Raw genomic sequence first — 16,198 nt, 5'->3', positions numbered from 1 at the left:
GCATGACCACCATCACCAACAGCAGTGATTTATTCGGCTTCGCCGGTTTTAATGCGGGAACTGCGGGATCGTATAACACCGCATCGGCATTCACGCCGGACAGCGACAGCTCCTGAGTACGCTGATAGAGTGATTTATACAGGTCTTCCATTTTATCTAATGACAGTTTTTGGCCGTTCCAGGCATCCCGTTTTGACGCCATTTTCTGGAAGATCTCTTTCTGCTGTTCCACCTGTTGCTGATAGTTCTTTTCATCCGCCAGCGCCGCCAGATATTGCTGACGTAAGCCGACTTTCAGCTCACCCAACACCCGTCCGGTTTGGCTTTGGATCGACTGAACATCGGCCTCTGCTTTTAAAATGGCGGGGTTTTTTGGCCCATAAACTTTGCGCAGTTCAGACAACGTACGCTGCGCCTGAATCAACGCAATGCGCAGATCCTGAATCTGAGCATGGTTAGAGACCGAAGGCTGCGAGATAACGCTCTCGGCGGACTTCCCTGCTCCATTCACCTCGTTATAAACGGATTCAGCGGCAACACGGCGTTGGGTCGCGTCGGCCAGACGATTGGTCACGATACTTAACTGCTCGGTTTCAAAACCATCGATACCGCGAAAGGTCAACAGCCCGGCATTTTTCAGATAGCTTTCCATCTCTTCTTTTTGCTTCGCTATCGACTTCTGAATCTCTTCCATTTTTTCATAATTCAGTTCGCGGGCTTTCTCTACTTTCTGACGCTTTTGCTCCAGCGTATAGTTGATGAAAGCCTGCGCGACGCCGTTGGCGATATCAGCCGCAACCTGGGGCGAAGTCGATTCATAGGTAATAGAGGCGAGGTTCGTTGTCCGAATACCGATGACATTCAGGTTTTTCGACAACGTTTTCAGCGCCTGCTCCATTCTCAGTTGCCGACTTTCACTGCTATCAGCGCCCTGAGCATCGGCTTTTTCCCCGGTAAATGCCGGGTTTTCATCCAGCTTCATATCGCGAACGGCTTGCTCAAGTACAATTCGTGAATGCATCAACGCATATTGCGTTTCGTAGTAACCACTGCGCGTTGAATCGAAACCATCAACCTGTGGGAACGGAGAAATGTTATCGGCCTGCGCCTTAATCAGCACCGTCGCCGTTGATACATACTTTGAGGACATCATGCTGATTAACGGATAAGCCACGACCCCGGCAACGATACCGGCCAGCGCGATTTTCCAGGCGTTCTTTTTCAGCGCTTTGGCAAAGCGGGAGAATTCAACAGTGCTTTCTCGTTTTTTGCCGTTTTCCACTATTGATAGTTTCATCGTCAGAAGAACCCCATGCCAATAATCACGACATCCCCAGGATGAACAGAGTGCGTTAAATCAACATTCTCAACTAGCTGATTGCTACCTGACAGGCGAATGTTGATATCTTGACGGTCAGCACGATCTGTAAATCCCCCCGCCTGCGCAATAGATTTCTCGACGGTAAGCCCTGGCTCATAAGCGAATCCATTCGGACTTTTCACCTCGCCAGAAACATAGTATTTACGGAACTCGGCAATACTCACCGTCACCATCGGAGTAGTAAAATAATCTCCAGTCAGGCGTTGAGTTAATTCGCTAGTCACCTGCTCAACAGTTTTATCTTTTAATATAAGAGCACCAACAAACGGGAAATTAATCTCCCCACTCTTATCCAAAATAAACCGCATCGTCATATCGGGTTGACCATGAACAGCGATATTGACAGTATCCCCTGCCCCAAGTCGGTAATCCTGCTGAACAGTAGCAGGATCGTCCATTAATCTCGGGCTGGACGTTGTGCATCCGACCATCAGGATACTGAATAGCAAAACCGCGCACAGTTCTATTATTTTCATTTTAGATCTGAACCTTAGCTTTAAGCATAATCATAGAATTATCATAACCCAACGTTCTGATGACTTCCTGATTGTCGTTGGGACCGATATAAAACGAATCAGTATCCTTATTCGAATTCAACGTATCTATTTGATATTTAATCTCAAAATTGACCGACGGCGTGTAGTCATAGCTCATGGTTACGCTAAATACCCCATCTTTATCATGCCGATCTTTATTCTGTTTTTTATAGTCTTCTGAAGTGTATGAGTAATCCAGCAAGGTAGAAAAACGGTTGCCTAACCAGAAGTGCTGGTAAGAAAGACCATACTGGGTGACTAAAATATATCCCCCAACTTCCGATGGGTCTTTAATGCTTTGCGCTGAGTGCACCGTGAAAACAGACTGCTGTAACGGCTTCCACTCCCCTTTTATATCCCAGTTTAGACCATTAAAATCATGCGAGTTTGCGTTGTTTTCAAATGTCTTGTACAACCATGAAATATTCATATCGACATTGGTTTTTCCCGTCAACTGCGACTTCAGGCCATACAGCAAATAATACTCATTAGTGTCTTTTTCTGAGTTGTTATCATAGTGACGCTGGTTAGTAATAAAGCTATAGCGAAAACGCGTTCTGGATGTGTATTGGTCAAAAATTTCTGCCACCAGGCTATTTTCGTGCCATTCCTGTTCCTGAATGTAATTGTAGAAATCTTCACTACTCTCCTGGGCGTCGGACGTATTACCGAACGTCAGTTTTTTGTATAACAACGCCAGTTCCGCTTTCCCGCGCCCATCCGGCGCGCCATAGCTGTAGCGCAATTCACTGTTAATAAAATTCGTCGTCAGCGGAGATTTAATCCCATACTGCTCGAATTGACCCGGTAGAAACCCCTCAGTGATCCCTCGACCGCGGGATTCGTGCCCAAGCGTATCCTCCAGATTGAGTGTTAAGCCGTGCTTGAGCCCATAGCGCCAGGCACCGTTAAAACGGAAAAAATGATCGTTATAGTTATCAGCGGAATCGCTTGAGTAGTTACGATAATCACCGGAGTACATCAGTAAATACTTATCCTGACCGCGCTCTCCGATCATACTCAAAACGGGGGCTGCGCTCTGAAACGAGGAACCGATAGCATCTCTGCTATGTGGCTGATAAGACACGTTATCATTATAACCATAGTCCACAGCGACCTTGCCCTGGAAGTCGATCCCCGCAAAGCCAATGTGTGATTTCGGTGTTAAATCAGCCCATACGGGCTGCGATATCACGATTCCGGTAATCACGAGTAATTTAGTATGCATTCTTACCGATAAATCCTTTGAAAATAGTTTTAATAATAATTTTTATATCCAACCATAAAGACCAGTTTTGAATGTACTCAATATCGTACTGAACCCTTTTTTCCATCTTATAAAGCGCATCGATTTCCCCGCGGAAACCGTTGATTTGCGCAAGCCCGGTGATCCCTGGCTTAACTTTATGGCGGATCATGTAATTTTCGACCTGTTTACGGTACTGCTCATTATGCGTAACCGCATGAGGTCTGGGACCGACAATCGACATACTTCCCTGCAATACATTGATAAATTGCGGCAGTTCATCCAGTGAGGTGCGGCGTAAGAAACTACCGAATTTGGTTACCCGCGGATCGTTTTTAGTGGCCTGAATAACCGTATCGGCGTTCTCCATAACGCGCATCGAGCGAAACTTCCAGACCTTAATTTTTTGCCCGCTAAGACCATACCGGTCTTGTTTGAAAAAGACTGGCCCGCGGGAAGTGAGTTTGATTCCAATGGCAATGGCCAACATCAGCGAAGAAATCATCACCATAATGATGCTGCCAAGTACCAAATCTTCCGCCCGCTTGATAAACGACCCCGCCCCTTCAAACGGCGAACTAAAAATGCCAATAGTTTGCAGGTTGTGAATGGAGCGCAGCTTGGACATGTTGTTACTGTAGGTGTAGAAGTCAGGAACAATATACGTATCTACGGTAGTGTCTGACATCATCGCCAAAAAATGACGAATGCGTTGTAAAGCTACCATCGGTAAAGCGATGTAGATTTCGTCTATATTTCCCTGCCGGGCTTCCTCAACCAGATTGATCACCGGCCCACGAAAGGGGCTTTTTACCTTATCGACGATATCGCCACAGCGGGATAAGGCGCGCTCATCATAAAAAGCCAGATCTAATGTGATATTAGCGTATTCATCCATTAACGCGTTTTCTGCCGCCAGACCATTGTCAGTCAGACCAATAATCGCCACGCGCATACTCTTTTTCGTTGAATATTTAAAAATGAAAAAGCGAATGTAATAAAGAAAAGGTAATGGGATGAAGTACCAGTAAATAATCGCTGAATAAAAGGGGGAAGGCAGTTTGTCTAAGTAGCCGAGAGACTCGGGTTCAGCCACCGTCATGCTGACCAGTTCGTTCAGAAAAATTGCCAGTAGCGTACAAAAAACCAACCGTTTTTGATTACGTAAACCGATCGTCTTAATCTTTTGTTGATACATTTTAATGTATTCAGCAAACAGTAAGAAAAAGACTGAGAAGAGAATACTCAGAATGGCAATGGTGTTAAATGGTGCCAGACCTAACAGATGGGCGCTAAAAATTAACGTCGCATTGATTACAATGAAATCGACCAGTTTTAAAAAGACTGGATATCCCTGGCTGCTAATCTTTAGCGATTTTTTAAGCATATCTCAGCCCATTATTTATTGATCTTTAATTGTTTTTTTCTCATTTATGTTGCTAATTATATCACAAGTCTTAAAAACGCAATGGCACACTGTCAGTAAATGTAAAAAACAATGTAATACAATGTGATGGGTTTCGCACCATACAAATGCAACCCAATGATTTAGATGACTATTTATTGGTAATATTTTTTAATTTCATCCTTGAAAAACATGATTAATTGCAACATAAACGTCATTGACAGATCACAATTCATAAGCTACTAGTGGCTAGAATCACATGATGAGCGCCTGACAACGGGTTAACCTTACAAAAAGCAATACTTTGTCCAAACCTCGTTGCGCTACGGTCAGTGATGAGAGTCCTGGAGAGCGACAGAAGAAATCAATAAGTGTATTTATAATTCCCACCATAAAAATAACTTAGTAACACATTTACAAAGCAATGATTAGCAACCTTATTATAAATAAGGTACTTTACGAGGAGTATGGGATTGCTTTCATTTTCACGCTCAAAATTCAAAAAAAAACGAATAATAAAAAAAATTTAGTTTAAATAATTGTAGCAAATCCGAGGAGATGAAGCGGCAAGCATGACTTCAATTAAAACGATAGCCAATCATTGAGAAAATGCGTGTTACATATTACTAATGTCAACATTCTGCATGAACACACCTTTAACATCAGAATTTTCAGCGCTTACCAACACATCGATTTAAAATAAAGAGAAGAGAATAAATGACAGCATTAAAATTTTGTTAAAAGCAGCGTAAATCGCCCCAACGAATTATTGATAACAATGTATACACTTTTGTTAAGATATATATATAAACACCTTCCAAAGCCATTCAATGATGCCAAAAAATTTTGTTTACTTATTTTTCGCAAATAAATAATATCCGCGCCGGATTACTTGTTGAGCAATTTACGCACGTTAATCATTTCTTTCAAATGAAGTCCTACATCATTTTTTGACGTTGATGAACTCCAGCTGAATCTGTGCCTCTGACAAGTACTTTTCTGGGTAAATAATAAATTTAACGGAGTTATGATGATGAAAACTGCACTTACCAGCAGTGTACTGGTCGCTTTGTTTGCCGCTAATGCTGGCGCAGCAGCGAATTACGTTACCACTGCCGCAACAGGTTCTAAAGCCACCGCGACGGTCCATTTTACCGGTGAAATTGTTGCCAGTACCTGCGTGGTGAGCACAGCAAACCAGCCAGGTAAAACAGTGGCATTGCCACAAGTTACCAACCAGCTATTTAGCGGCGCGGGCTCTAGCACCGGTAATACTCCGTTTACGTTGCAATTTAGCGGCTGTAGTGGGGTAACTGGAGGAAGCGGCTATGTGGTGGTCTTTACTGGTAAAACCCCTGGCAGTAACACAGCACTTCTGGAAGCGAAACGTGGCTCGGCTTCTGCCACCGATGTTGGCATCGAAGTGGATCAAGCGGGTCATGCCCTCGATTTCGCTTCCGGTAGTAATGAGGTGAGCTTAAAAGCAGATCAAAATGGCGATGCACAAATCGATCTGGTCGCCAAATATCAGCAAATTGGCGCAACGCTGCCTGCGGCTGGCACGATCACTGCGGATATGAATTACACCGTCATTTATAAATAACGGACGTTGATTGCTATGGATGGCACTCTTCCCTGAACCTGGAAAGTGCACCTGATGAATAAAATATTCTTTTACCTGTTGCTGTGTGTGGTTAGCACCGCTCACAGCGCAATTAATTTGGGTCAAACACGCGTTATTTATAATGAGAACGATAAAGCGGCGATGTTTGACGTCAACAATAATACAGACAAGCCATATATGGTACAGACGTGGCTGGATAATGGTAATCCGGATGAGACGCCAGCCAATCTGCCAATGTTAATTACGCCTCCGATCCTGAAACTTGACGGCCATAAATCAGCCGTGTTGCGAGCTATTTATCAGGGCAATGGCTTTCCTGAGAATGTTGAATCTGTAGTGTGGATTAATGTGCAGGAAATCCCCACCATCGAGAATGAAGAAAATACCTTACAGCTGGCGCAGCGTATTCGCATCAAACTATTTTATCGCCCTGTTGGGCTGAATATGACGCTACCTGAAGCCGTTGAGAAATTACAGTGGCAGTGCCACGGTCATACTCTGCGGGCGGTCAATGCGACGCCGTTACATATCTCCCTGACGCAATTACATATTAACGGCGAAAACATTGATGCCGACATGATTAATCCGCATGGCGAACGCACGTTTGCGTTGTCACAGCAAAAAGTCAGCCATATCGGTTTTAGCTGGGTAGATGATTACGGCGGCACTAACGCGGTTAATAACGTCCCGGTATCTTGCAATTGAGTTGGGGTTGCACATGATGAAAAAAAATAAGCACCCGCAACGGTACACCCTCTTTACGCTGTCAACGCTGGCCGTGTGCATACCTGCATACGCCAGCAGCACGCCGCAGTTTAATACCCGTTTTGTACATGGTACGCAAAATATTACCTCCGTAGTGCAAATAGCCCGTAATGACGGACTTAGCGAAGGCACGTTTGAATACGATATATATCTTGACCATAGCTTCGTCGAAACGCGCAATGTTGACTTTAAAAGACGTAAACCACAAGGCAAGCCGCAACCTTGCCTGAGCGCGGACGATCTGCGCAAATACGGGATTAAAATCCCCGAAGGTAACGCCGATACCTGCGTGGAGCTCACGGCGCTGATCGCAAACAGCCGCCTGACGGCAGATGCAAACTACCAGCGCATTGATATTTCAGTGCCAGAAGCTTTTCTGCTTTCGACTGCGCATGACGCCGTGCCTGAATCGGCCTATGACGATGGGATTAATGCCGCTTTTGTCGGCTACAACGCCAATACGACGCACCTGATTGAACAGGGCCAGGATCATGACTCTGTTTTTGCCAGTTTTGCCAACGGTATAAACCTGGCGGGATGGCATTTTCGTAACCAGTCTACTTTCAGCTATGCCAGCGGTTCAGGCCGTCAATGGCAGGCGGTTTCCACGTGGGTGGAACGTAATATTATTGCGCTGCGTAGCCGCTTGCGCTTCGGGCAAACCTATACGGACGACGATGTATTTGACAGCATCCAGTTTACCGGGGCACAACTCACCAGCGATGAAAACATGTTGCCTGATAGCCAACGCGATTTTGCGCCAGTCGTTCGCGGCGTCGCCAATAGCAATGCCACAATCGAAATCCGTCAAAATGGCTATCTGATTTACAGTAAAAACGTCGCGCCAGGCGCGTTTGACATTGACGATATCAACCCCAGCAACCAAAGCGGCGACCTGAACGTCAGCGTTATTGAAGCCGATGGCAGTCGGCGTAATTTCACTGTGCCTTATTCGGCGGTCCCGAACATGCTGCGTGCAGGTAACAGCCGCTTTCAGTTTACGGCAGGGGAATACCGCGACGGTTACAGCGGCGGCTGGCGGCCCCGCTTTGTTCAAGGCACATTGAGTTATGGTCTCAGCTTTGGCTCCACGTTGTACGGTGGTTTCCTGACCGCAGAAAGCTATAATGCGATTGCCACCGGGATCGCTCAGGATCTGCACCAGTTCGGCGCGATCTCTTTCGATATCACTACCGCCAGAGCGCAGCTTGCCAGTGGAGATACGTCCACAGGACAAAGTTACCGTTTCTTATACTCCAAATCGCTGAACCAGTACGGTACGGATTTCCGTCTGGTAGGCTACCGCTACAATACCTCCGGTTATTACAGCTTTAGCGACACCATTAACGAGCATAACAGTTGGTCCTCGGGCTATTACGACATCGCCTATGACGACCCGAATCAACATCTGCGTTTTCCTGGCGAAGAGCACAACAAAAAGCATTACTACACCACTAACTACAATAATCGCCGCCAACGTTTTGAGGTCTCTGTTAACCAGCGTTTGTGGGATAACGCCTCTCTTTACGTCAGCGCCAGCCAGCAAAACTACTGGCACAACGGGAGTCACGACCGCACGATACAGCTGGGTTACAACGATACACTGGGGAAAATCAACTGGAGCGTTTATGTACAGGATACCCGTAACCAGTACGACTACCAGGACCGCAGTATCAACCTGACGCTTTCCATTCCATTCGATTTCATGGATAGCCGCGGCTTTGTCTCCACCAACATCATGCATAGCCAGCAGAATGGCGACAGCTACTCCACCAGCTACAGCAATACAGCATTTGACGATCGTCTGAGCTGGGGCGTTCAGGGCAGTACCACCGATCGACAGGATTCCTCTGCCGGGGTTAACGCCGCCTGGCAAGGTGACAAGATGAATGTTCAGGGGGGCTACAGCGCAGGACGCAACTACCAGAATATGAATATGGGCATCAGCGGCGGGGCAATGCTGCACGCAGGCGGCGTGACGCTCATGCACTCTCCTGGCGATACCATGGTGTTGGTCGAGGCCAAAAATGCCGACGGTGTCCATATTCAGCAACAAAATGGCGTGGCAATTGACGGTAACGGCTATGCGGTCCTTACCGCAGCAGACGCATGGCATTACAACGTGGTGAGTCTGAATACCGCTGATATTGGTGCCGGGCTGGATATTCCGCAGGCACAGAAAAAAATTGTTCCAACAGAGAAAGCCATCGGCAAAGTGGTGTTTGAAACCTTCAGCGGCCGCAACTATCTGGTCAATGCCGTCATGCCCGGCAACATTGCCCCCCCGGTCGGCGCGAACGTACGAGATACCAAAGGTCGTAGCCACGGTCTGGTCGGTATGCATGGCGCACTGTATGCCAGCGGCGTGGAGGACAATTCTCGCCTGGAAGTGCGCTGGGGCTCCCATGCAAATGAACACTGCTTTATTCAAATGCCGGATAACCATAACCAGCCGGTGAAGAAAATCGGATATACACAAATTACCGCCCAGTGCGTCGGCTCGTAAGGTGCAATCAATGAATCCGTTAAAAATAGTTAAACTCGTGGTGCTGCTTTGTTTGCCGATATTCAGTAGTGCAAGCTATGCGGTTACCTGTACAGCAAACAGCGTCTCCGTACACGTTGATCCCATTAAAATCAGCCACAGTACCACCGCTGGGGACACCGTTTGGGTGTCCAATCCGCAAACCGTTAGCGTCACTTGCCGCGACACAGATTATATGCCCCACGGCGAAGCCGCCAGAATCTACATCGACCCTGATCATGAGTTTGCGCATTTTCTGCAGGGAACCAATATGAAACTGGTGGTGAGCATTGATGGTCGCCCCTACGATCAAAGCGCCCAAGCCGTCACCACCCAATATCAGGCAACGTTGCCCCGAACACGTTCAGACAACTACTGCAGCAGTAATAACCACAGCCATGCCAGTGACTGCCAGGCGCGCCCACAAACATTTTCTTTCACCTTTAACCTCAGTCTGGTCGCTACCGGAAAACTCCCGGATCCTTTGCCTGCGCTGGCCGGTCGCACCATCAACAAAGTTTTCGTCGTCGACGGTATTGGCAGCATTAACGCCTGCGGTTCGCATTGCTCCACCAGCAATCCGGCAAAAAACTTTGGCCCCGCGCTTAATGGCCTGAATAACATCAGTTATATCAACTGCGAACCGATCGTCTCTATCAGCTCTGACAAAGGAACGGATACCGTCGAGTTTGGCAGGATCAGCATTACCGAAGCAAAAGTGGGAAAAGATAACAGCCACAGTAAACAGTTTGCCGTTATTGCCGCAGAAGCCGCCGGGAAGCATGAATGTCGCGGCATCAACTACGCGGTAACGTTTACCGGCACCACGAGCAACAGCGGCGCAGTTTTTACCGGTCAGGGGACGCCAGATATCGGCGTTACGCTCCAGGATGCTGCACACCCCGGCTCCGGGGACATTATCAGCGGCAACCGTATCGATTTTGCCAGCAGCGCGTTTACCAACCAGAGCGACAGCCGACGCAAAGAGTTCATGGCAACCCTGTTCTGGCTGAAAAATCCTCCCCAACCCGGCACATTTAGTATCCCTGTCAATGCTACGGTGACCTTTAAATAACAGGCGCAGGACGATGCTGATCGTCCTGAGCGTCTCGCACCAGGCATAAAAACCGCAGTCGTACGCTTAACCCGCCTAATGCTTCACTCCGTGATAGCTGAGGGTGCGTGCGGTGCAGACGAGCAATGTCGTTGACCAGCGCCAGGCCTATCCCGGCGCCAGGGACATTACCGACGTTATCAAGGCGATGAAACGGTAGCAGCGCCTGGTGCACCATCTGCTCATCGATACCCGGCCCGCTATCTTCAACCACCAGCACCACCGCCTCTCCTTTTCGCAGCAGACGGGCGGTTACCACACCATGCGGTGGCGTGTATTTCAGTGCGTTATCCAGCAGATTCCCGCACAGTTCGCCAAGCAGGACTTCATCGCCCTCAATCCACACCGCATCCTGTTCCCCTTCATAGCCCAGATCGATCCCTTTACTGCGCGCCTGCGCCAGTCGCGTGAAACAACTGCTTTGCACCACCTCATACAAATTAACCGGCGAGAAGTGCCTTTCTCCTTGCTCTTTGCGCTTCACAGCCGACAGTTGTAACAGCCGTTCCGTCAGTTGAATGGTGTTGTCCAGCGTGGAGCTCATGGCTTGCAGACTCTCATACCATTGCTGCGGCTGCTGGCTGGCGAGGGCCACCGACGCCTGAGTTTTTAGCACCGCCAGCGGCGTTTTAAGCTGATGGGAAGCATCCGCGCTGAAGCGTTCCTGGCGAGAGATCAGGCCGCGAAGTCGGTCCAGATAACGGTTGAATGCCACAATCAACAGACGGGTTTCCGACCACGGCAGCAGCTCCGGCAGCGGCGTCAGCAGCCCAGGCTCGCGACGCACCATCAGCGATGACAGCTGGCGCATCGGGCGTAACACCCGACGCAGCAGCCAGCCGACCAGCACCAGCGTGAGCAGCACCAGCAGCCCTTGCGAAACCCACGAGGAAAACAGCAGCTGTCGCGCCAGGTAACGTCGCGATTGCAGCGTTTCGGCGACATAAATCTCGGCCATGCCGATAATGCCGCCCTCGTTGACGGGCTGCAGCAGACGCGCCACGCGAATTGCCTCCCCGCGATATTCAGTGTGATAAAACCACGCCAGCGCCGGATAAAGCCGCGTACGCGATGTCGCAGGCGGCATCGCAGGTAAATCGTCATAACCTGAGATAACCTTCCCCGCCGGATCGACCACCTTGTAATACAACCTGTCGTTCATATTCAGCTCAAAGCTGTCCAGCACCACCCACGGCACATTCACTTCCAGCTGTTTGTTGTGCACCACCAGTCGCTCGGAGACGGTTCTGGCAGACGAGAGCAGCGTCCGGTCATACGCCTGCGTCGCCGCCTGTAGCGCGCTGACATAGCTGTTAAATGCCGACAACCCCCACAACAACATGAGCGGCAAACCCAGAAACATCAGCAGTTGCAGGTACAACGATTGGGGTTTAACCCACTTCATCGCTACGCTCCAGCACATAGCCCAGCCCGCGCAGCGTGGCGATGCGCACATCGCTTCCCTGTAGCTTTTTACGCAGACGATGGATGTAGAGCTCAATGCTTTCGGGGCTGACCTCATCGTTTAGACTGAAGACCTGTTCAAACAACTGCTGACGCGAAACCGGTCGCAATCGACGGTACATCAGCACCGTCAGCAATGCCTGTTCGCGCGGCGTGAGCGCCAGCGGCTGCCCCTGCAACAGAAAATAGCCCTCATCGTGAAACGCCAGTTCGCCCAGTTGCTGTATGCCCTGCACCTGCCCCGCGCTGCGGCGTAGCAAAGCCCTCAGCCGGGCATCCAGCTCCTCGATTTCAAACGGTTTTGCCAGATAATCATCGGCCCCAACGTTCAATCCTTTCACCCGATCGGCCACCGCGCTGCGCGCCGTCAACAGCAGCACAGGAAGCGTCTGCCCGCGTTTGCGCAGGCGCTGAACGACGTCAAGACCATCCAGTCCCGGCATATTGATATCCAGCACCGCCAGCGCGTACGTTTCGCTATGTAAAAGATGGTCGGCCGCCAGGCCATCAAAAACGCAGTCGACGGCAAAACCGTTTTGCACCAGCGCTTTCTCCAGCCAGTGAGCTAACTCACGGTTATCTTCCGCTAATAAGAGACGCATATCACATCCTGTAAAGTTTCTGCCGCATTGAAAGGGAATTGAAAGGTTAATGTTTTAACAATCATGCAACCGAACCGCTACACATCGGCTCACATAATCACAAAAATCTTCTTCCGTACCCGAAAATCCGGTTTTCCGGCGTGAGGATAAACAATGAAAAAACAGTTACTTCGTACCCTTACTGCAAGCATTTTACTGATGAGTACCTCTGTTCTGGCGGAACAAGCGCCATCGCGCACAGAATGTATCGCCCCTGCTAAACCTGGCGGTGGTTTCGATCTCACCTGTAAGTTGATTCAAGTGAGCATGATGGAAACCGGCGCTATCGAAAAACCAATGCGCGTAACCTACATGCCCGGTGGCGTTGGCGCCGTGGCCTATAACGCGATCGTCGCGCAACGTCCGGCTGAAGCGGGTACCGTAGTGGCATTCTCCGGCGGCTCGCTGCTGAACCTGTCACAAGGGAAGTTTGGTCGCTACGGCGTTGATGATGTCCGCTGGCTGGCAAGCGTGGGCACTGACTACGGCATGATTGCCGTACGCCAGGACTCACCCTGGAAAACGCTGAAAGATCTGCTGACGGCAATGGAGAAAGATCCTAACAGCGTGGTCATTGGCGCAGGCGCCTCTATCGGTAGTCAGGACTGGATGAAGTCGGCGCTGCTGGCGCAAAAAGCCAATGTCGATCCACACAAGATGCGCTATGTGGCCTTTGAGGGCGGCGGCGAACCGGTCACCGCGCTGATGGGGAATCACGTCCAGGTGGTTTCCGGCGATCTCAGCGAGATGGTGCCTTATCTTAGCGGCGACAAAATCCGCGTGCTCGCCGTGTTCTCTGATCAACGTCTGCCAGGCCAGTTAGCTAACGTACCAACCGCCAAAGAGCAGGGTTACGACCTCGTGTGGCCCATCATTCGTGGCTTCTACGTTGGACCAAAAGTCAGCGACGCCGAGTATCAGTGGTGGGTTGATGCCTTTAACAAACTCCAGCAGACCGATGAGTTTAAAAAGCAGCGCGATCTGCGCGGCCTGTTTGAATTCAACATGAGCGGTAAGCAGCTCGACGAATACGTGAAAAAGCAGGTCACGGATTACCGTGAGCAGGCGAAAGCCTTCGGTCTGGCGAAATAAGCGCAGAGGCAAAGATGATGAGCGATCGTATTTTTGCAGGTATCTGGCTGTTGCTCTGCATAGCCGGGCTGTTCGTGGCCTGGCAAATCACCAGCGAATACAGCTATGAGCCGGTTGGGCCGCGTCCCTTTCCGCTTGGCATTATCAGCCTGATGCTGGTATGCGCCGTGGCGCTGCTGTTGCGCCATCCCGACACCATCAGTTGGCCCCGCCGTCACGTGCTGCAAAAGCTGCTGACGATGGTGATTGTTCTGTTGATGTACGCCTGGGGTTTCGAATGGCTCGGTTTTCCCATCTCCACCGCCATTCTCACCGTGGTGATTGGCATGCTGTTCGGCGCAACGATTCCGGCTGCGGGTATTTCCGGCGCGGTACTCGGCATTCTGCTGTGGTATGCCTTTGACCGACTGCTTGACGTCACCTTACCACTCGGCGCCTGGCTGGGTTAACGGAGAAACGATGGATACCTGGATTTATCTTTCTCAGGGTTTCGCGGTGGCCATGACGCCGGAAAACCTGGTCATCGCCCTGATTGGCTGTTTTGTCGGTACCATTGTCGGGCTGTTGCCTGGTCTTGGACCCATTAACGGCGTGGCGATCCTGCTGCCTCTGGCTTTCGCTTTGCATCTGCCTGCAGAATCTGCGCTGATCCTGCTGGCTACGGTCTACATAGGTTGTGAATACGGCGGACGTATCTCCTCCATCCTGCTGAATGTTCCCGGCGATGCGGCGGCGATTATGACCGCGCTGGATGGCTACCCGATGGCGCAGCAAGGCCGCGGCGGCGTTGCGCTCTCTATCTCGGCGGTCAGCTCTTTCATTGGTTCGCTTATCGCTATCGGCGGCATCATTCTGTTTGCCCCGGCGTTAGCCCAATGGTCGCTGGCCTTCGGTCCGGCGGAATACTTTGCCTTAATGGTTTTCGCCATTGCCTGCCTCGGCAGCATGATGGCGCAAAACCCGCTGAAATCATTTCTGGCAGCGCTTATCGGTCTCGGCCTTGCGACCGTCGGCGTAGACGCCAATACCGGGGTTTATCGCTTTACCTTTGACAGCGTTCATCTCTCCGACGGTGTGCAGTTTATCGTGGTAGTGATTGGGCTGTTCTCAGTCTCTGAAATACTGTTAATGCTGGAACATACCAGCAGTGGCCAGACGCTGGTGCGTAAAACGGGCCGCATGTTATTTAACGCCAAAGAAGGTGCGCAGTGCGTTGGCGCAACCCTGCGTTCATCGGTGATTGGCTTTTTCGTCGGCGTCCTGCCCGGCGCGGGCGCAACCATTGCCAGCGCTATCACCTACATGACCGAGAAAAAGCTCAGCGGCAATAGCGACAGCTTCGGCAAAGGGGATATACGCGGCGTGGCGGCCCCCGAAGCCGCCAACAACGCCTCGGCCTGTGGCTCCTTTATCCCGATGCTGACGCTCGGCGTACCGGGCTCCGGCACCACGGCGGTGATGATGGGCGCGCTGACGCTGTACAATATCACCCCGGGTCCGGCCATGTTCACCGAACAGCCGGACATCGTCTGGGGGCTGATTGCGGCGCTGCTGATTGCTAACGTAATGCTGCTGGTGATGAACATCCCGTTGATCGGCCTGTTTACCCGTATGCTGACCATCCCCTTGTGGTTTTTGGTACCGGCTATCGCGGCAGTCTCCGCGGTGGGCGTGTATGCCGTCCACAGCACCACTTTCGATCTGGTGCTGATGGTTGCCCTCGGCGTGCTGGGCTACATATTGCGCAAAATGCACTTCCCGATGTCGCCGTTGATTTTAGGCTTCGTTCTCGGGGAAATGCTGGAGCAGAACCTGCGTCGGGCGCTGTCTATCAGTAACGGTAATATGGATATTCTGTGGGCCAGCGGCGTGGCGAAAGTGCTGCTGGTGATGGCGGTACTGGTTATCGTGGTCCCGCCAGTGCTACGCCTGATTCGTAAACGTAACAGCAAACCGCAGGTGGATATCAGCTAATAATATGCCGGATAGCGGCGCTAACGCGTCTTATCCGGCATTTTCATCTTAATTCCTGAACGGCACTGAGTACGTGCTCAACAAACCGCGTCAGCTTGGGCAGCGGACGCAAATCTTGTCGCCACAGTAGATGAATCGGCCGCGGCTGCGGCGTAAACTTTTCCAGTATCCGAATCAGTTTCCCGGTAGCCAACTCTTGCGCCAGCAGCACCTCCGGTTGCAATAACAGTCCGGCCCCCGCTACCGCCGCCATACGCAGGCCATGACCATCGTTACAGCGCAGGATCGCATCACGCTTCCATCTGACTTCGCCCGTCACGCCAGGCAGTATCCATTCGTTGCGAGCCGTCCACACGGTATGGGACAGGCACAGATGATCCACCAGATCCGCTGGCGTAAGGGGCGTGCCATGACGGGCAAGATAATCCTTTG

General features: G+C 50.5%; 13 protein-coding genes and 1 pseudogene. 7 read left to right on the top strand and 7 right to left on the bottom strand.

What is annotated here, in order from left to right; all coding sequences use genetic code 11:
* The 4 genes and pseudogenes from KQJ19_RS17195 to KQJ19_RS17180 all read right to left on the bottom strand — a co-directional run.
* A pseudogene (locus tag KQJ19_RS17195) lies at nucleotides 1-1,297 on the bottom strand (capsular biosynthesis protein); the annotation flags it as partial.
* A 2-nt stretch (nucleotides 1,298-1,299) separates the two neighbouring features.
* Complete coding sequence (locus KQJ19_RS17190; protein ID WP_216403904.1) at nucleotides 1,300-1,857, bottom strand: polysaccharide biosynthesis/export family protein; 558 nt, start codon at nucleotides 1,855-1,857, stop codon at nucleotides 1,300-1,302.
* A 1-nt stretch (nucleotide 1,858) separates the two neighbouring features.
* Nucleotides 1,859-3,145: an outer membrane beta-barrel protein gene (locus KQJ19_RS17185; RefSeq protein ID WP_046274862.1), complete on the bottom strand. Its 1,287-nt coding sequence runs from the start codon at nucleotides 3,143-3,145 to the stop codon at nucleotides 1,859-1,861.
* On the bottom strand, nucleotides 3,135-4,550 hold the full coding sequence (locus KQJ19_RS17180) for an undecaprenyl-phosphate glucose phosphotransferase (RefSeq protein WP_047499487.1): 1,416 nt from the start codon (nucleotides 4,548-4,550) through the stop codon (nucleotides 3,135-3,137). The genes KQJ19_RS17185 and KQJ19_RS17180 overlap by 11 nt, the downstream gene beginning before the upstream one ends.
* 1,048 nt (nucleotides 4,551-5,598) lie before the next feature.
* Here KQJ19_RS17180 and KQJ19_RS17175 point away from each other — a divergent pair.
* Genes KQJ19_RS17175 through KQJ19_RS17160 form a run of 4 tightly spaced genes read left to right on the top strand, consistent with a single transcriptional unit; the run spans nucleotide 5,599 to nucleotide 10,556 of the window.
* Nucleotides 5,599-6,171: a fimbrial protein gene (locus KQJ19_RS17175; RefSeq protein ID WP_200051950.1), complete on the top strand. Its 573-nt coding sequence runs from the start codon at nucleotides 5,599-5,601 to the stop codon at nucleotides 6,169-6,171.
* Nucleotides 6,172-6,225: 54 nt separating this feature from the next.
* On the top strand, nucleotides 6,226-6,897 hold the full coding sequence (locus tag KQJ19_RS17170; RefSeq protein WP_103928502.1) for a molecular chaperone: 672 nt from the start codon (nucleotides 6,226-6,228) through the stop codon (nucleotides 6,895-6,897).
* Nucleotides 6,898-6,910: 13 nt separating this feature from the next.
* Nucleotides 6,911-9,463 carry a fimbria/pilus outer membrane usher protein gene (locus KQJ19_RS17165; RefSeq protein ID WP_216403903.1) on the top strand — a complete coding sequence of 851 codons (2,553 nt, stop codon included), beginning with the start codon at nucleotides 6,911-6,913 and terminating at the stop codon, nucleotides 9,461-9,463.
* Between the two features lie 10 nt (nucleotides 9,464-9,473).
* Nucleotides 9,474-10,556, top strand: coding sequence for a fimbrial protein (locus KQJ19_RS17160; RefSeq protein ID WP_200047606.1), 1,083 nt, complete (start codon nucleotides 9,474-9,476; stop codon nucleotides 10,554-10,556).
* Here KQJ19_RS17160 and KQJ19_RS17155 read toward each other — a convergent pair.
* Nucleotides 10,549-12,000: a sensor histidine kinase gene (locus tag KQJ19_RS17155; protein ID WP_216403902.1), complete on the bottom strand. Its 1,452-nt coding sequence runs from the start codon at nucleotides 11,998-12,000 to the stop codon at nucleotides 10,549-10,551. The two genes, KQJ19_RS17160 and KQJ19_RS17155, sit on opposite strands and share 8 nt — an antisense overlap.
* Complete coding sequence (gene tctD, locus KQJ19_RS17150; RefSeq protein ID WP_016157281.1) at nucleotides 11,987-12,661, bottom strand: transcriptional regulator TctD; 675 nt, start codon at nucleotides 12,659-12,661, stop codon at nucleotides 11,987-11,989. Before tctD ends, KQJ19_RS17155 begins: the two co-directional genes overlap by 14 nt.
* Nucleotides 12,662-12,814: 153 nt before the next feature.
* Between tctD and KQJ19_RS17145 the strand changes: the two genes are divergently transcribed.
* Genes KQJ19_RS17145 through KQJ19_RS17135 form a run of 3 tightly spaced genes read left to right on the top strand, consistent with a single transcriptional unit; the run spans nucleotide 12,815 to nucleotide 15,766 of the window.
* The gene (locus KQJ19_RS17145) at nucleotides 12,815-13,792 is read left to right on the top strand and encodes a tripartite tricarboxylate transporter substrate binding protein (protein ID WP_016154127.1); all 978 of its coding nucleotides are present in this window, start codon (nucleotides 12,815-12,817) and stop codon (nucleotides 13,790-13,792) included.
* 14 nt (nucleotides 13,793-13,806) lie between these two features.
* Complete coding sequence (locus tag KQJ19_RS17140; RefSeq protein WP_016154128.1) at nucleotides 13,807-14,241, top strand: tripartite tricarboxylate transporter TctB family protein; 435 nt, start codon at nucleotides 13,807-13,809, stop codon at nucleotides 14,239-14,241.
* Between the two features lie 10 nt (nucleotides 14,242-14,251).
* A complete protein-coding gene (locus tag KQJ19_RS17135; RefSeq protein ID WP_016154129.1) occupies nucleotides 14,252-15,766 on the top strand; it encodes a tripartite tricarboxylate transporter permease in 1,515 nt (504 codons plus the stop codon).
* Nucleotides 15,767-15,809: 43 nt separating this feature from the next.
* On the opposite strand, the gene KQJ19_RS17130 is transcribed toward KQJ19_RS17135, so the two are convergent.
* A partial coding sequence (locus KQJ19_RS17130; RefSeq protein WP_253296370.1) for a LysR substrate-binding domain-containing protein occupies nucleotides 15,810-16,198 on the bottom strand: 389 nt, incomplete at its 5' end.

Origin of the sequence: Citrobacter sp. S46_ASV_140, assembly GCF_018919545.1 — a bacterium.
Lineage (GTDB): Bacteria > Pseudomonadota > Gammaproteobacteria > Enterobacterales > Enterobacteriaceae > Citrobacter > Citrobacter braakii.
This window is presented reverse-complemented; position numbering and strand designations above follow the sequence as displayed.

What these genes read in the sequence shown, in the direction of transcription:
- KQJ19_RS17190 (WP_216403904.1), bottom strand. Translation starts at nt 1,857, where the DNA reads ATGAAAATAATAGAACTGTGCGCGGTTTTGCTATTCAGTATCCTGATG.
- KQJ19_RS17185 (WP_046274862.1), bottom strand. Translation starts at nt 3,145, where the DNA reads ATGCATACTAAATTACTCGTGATTACCGGAATCGTGATATCGCAGCCC.
- KQJ19_RS17180 (WP_047499487.1), bottom strand. Translation starts at nt 4,550, where the DNA reads ATGCTTAAAAAATCGCTAAAGATTAGCAGCCAGGGATATCCAGTCTTT.
- KQJ19_RS17175 (WP_200051950.1), top strand. Translation starts at nt 5,599, where the DNA reads ATGATGAAAACTGCACTTACCAGCAGTGTACTGGTCGCTTTGTTTGCC.
- KQJ19_RS17170 (WP_103928502.1), top strand. Translation starts at nt 6,226, where the DNA reads ATGAATAAAATATTCTTTTACCTGTTGCTGTGTGTGGTTAGCACCGCT.
- KQJ19_RS17165 (WP_216403903.1), top strand. Translation starts at nt 6,911, where the DNA reads ATGATGAAAAAAAATAAGCACCCGCAACGGTACACCCTCTTTACGCTG.
- KQJ19_RS17160 (WP_200047606.1), top strand. Translation starts at nt 9,474, where the DNA reads ATGAATCCGTTAAAAATAGTTAAACTCGTGGTGCTGCTTTGTTTGCCG.
- KQJ19_RS17155 (WP_216403902.1), bottom strand. Translation starts at nt 12,000, where the DNA reads ATGAAGTGGGTTAAACCCCAATCGTTGTACCTGCAACTGCTGATGTTT.
- tctD (WP_016157281.1), bottom strand. Translation starts at nt 12,661, where the DNA reads ATGCGTCTCTTATTAGCGGAAGATAACCGTGAGTTAGCTCACTGGCTG.
- KQJ19_RS17145 (WP_016154127.1), top strand. Translation starts at nt 12,815, where the DNA reads ATGAAAAAACAGTTACTTCGTACCCTTACTGCAAGCATTTTACTGATG.
- KQJ19_RS17140 (WP_016154128.1), top strand. Translation starts at nt 13,807, where the DNA reads ATGATGAGCGATCGTATTTTTGCAGGTATCTGGCTGTTGCTCTGCATA.
- KQJ19_RS17135 (WP_016154129.1), top strand. Translation starts at nt 14,252, where the DNA reads ATGGATACCTGGATTTATCTTTCTCAGGGTTTCGCGGTGGCCATGACG.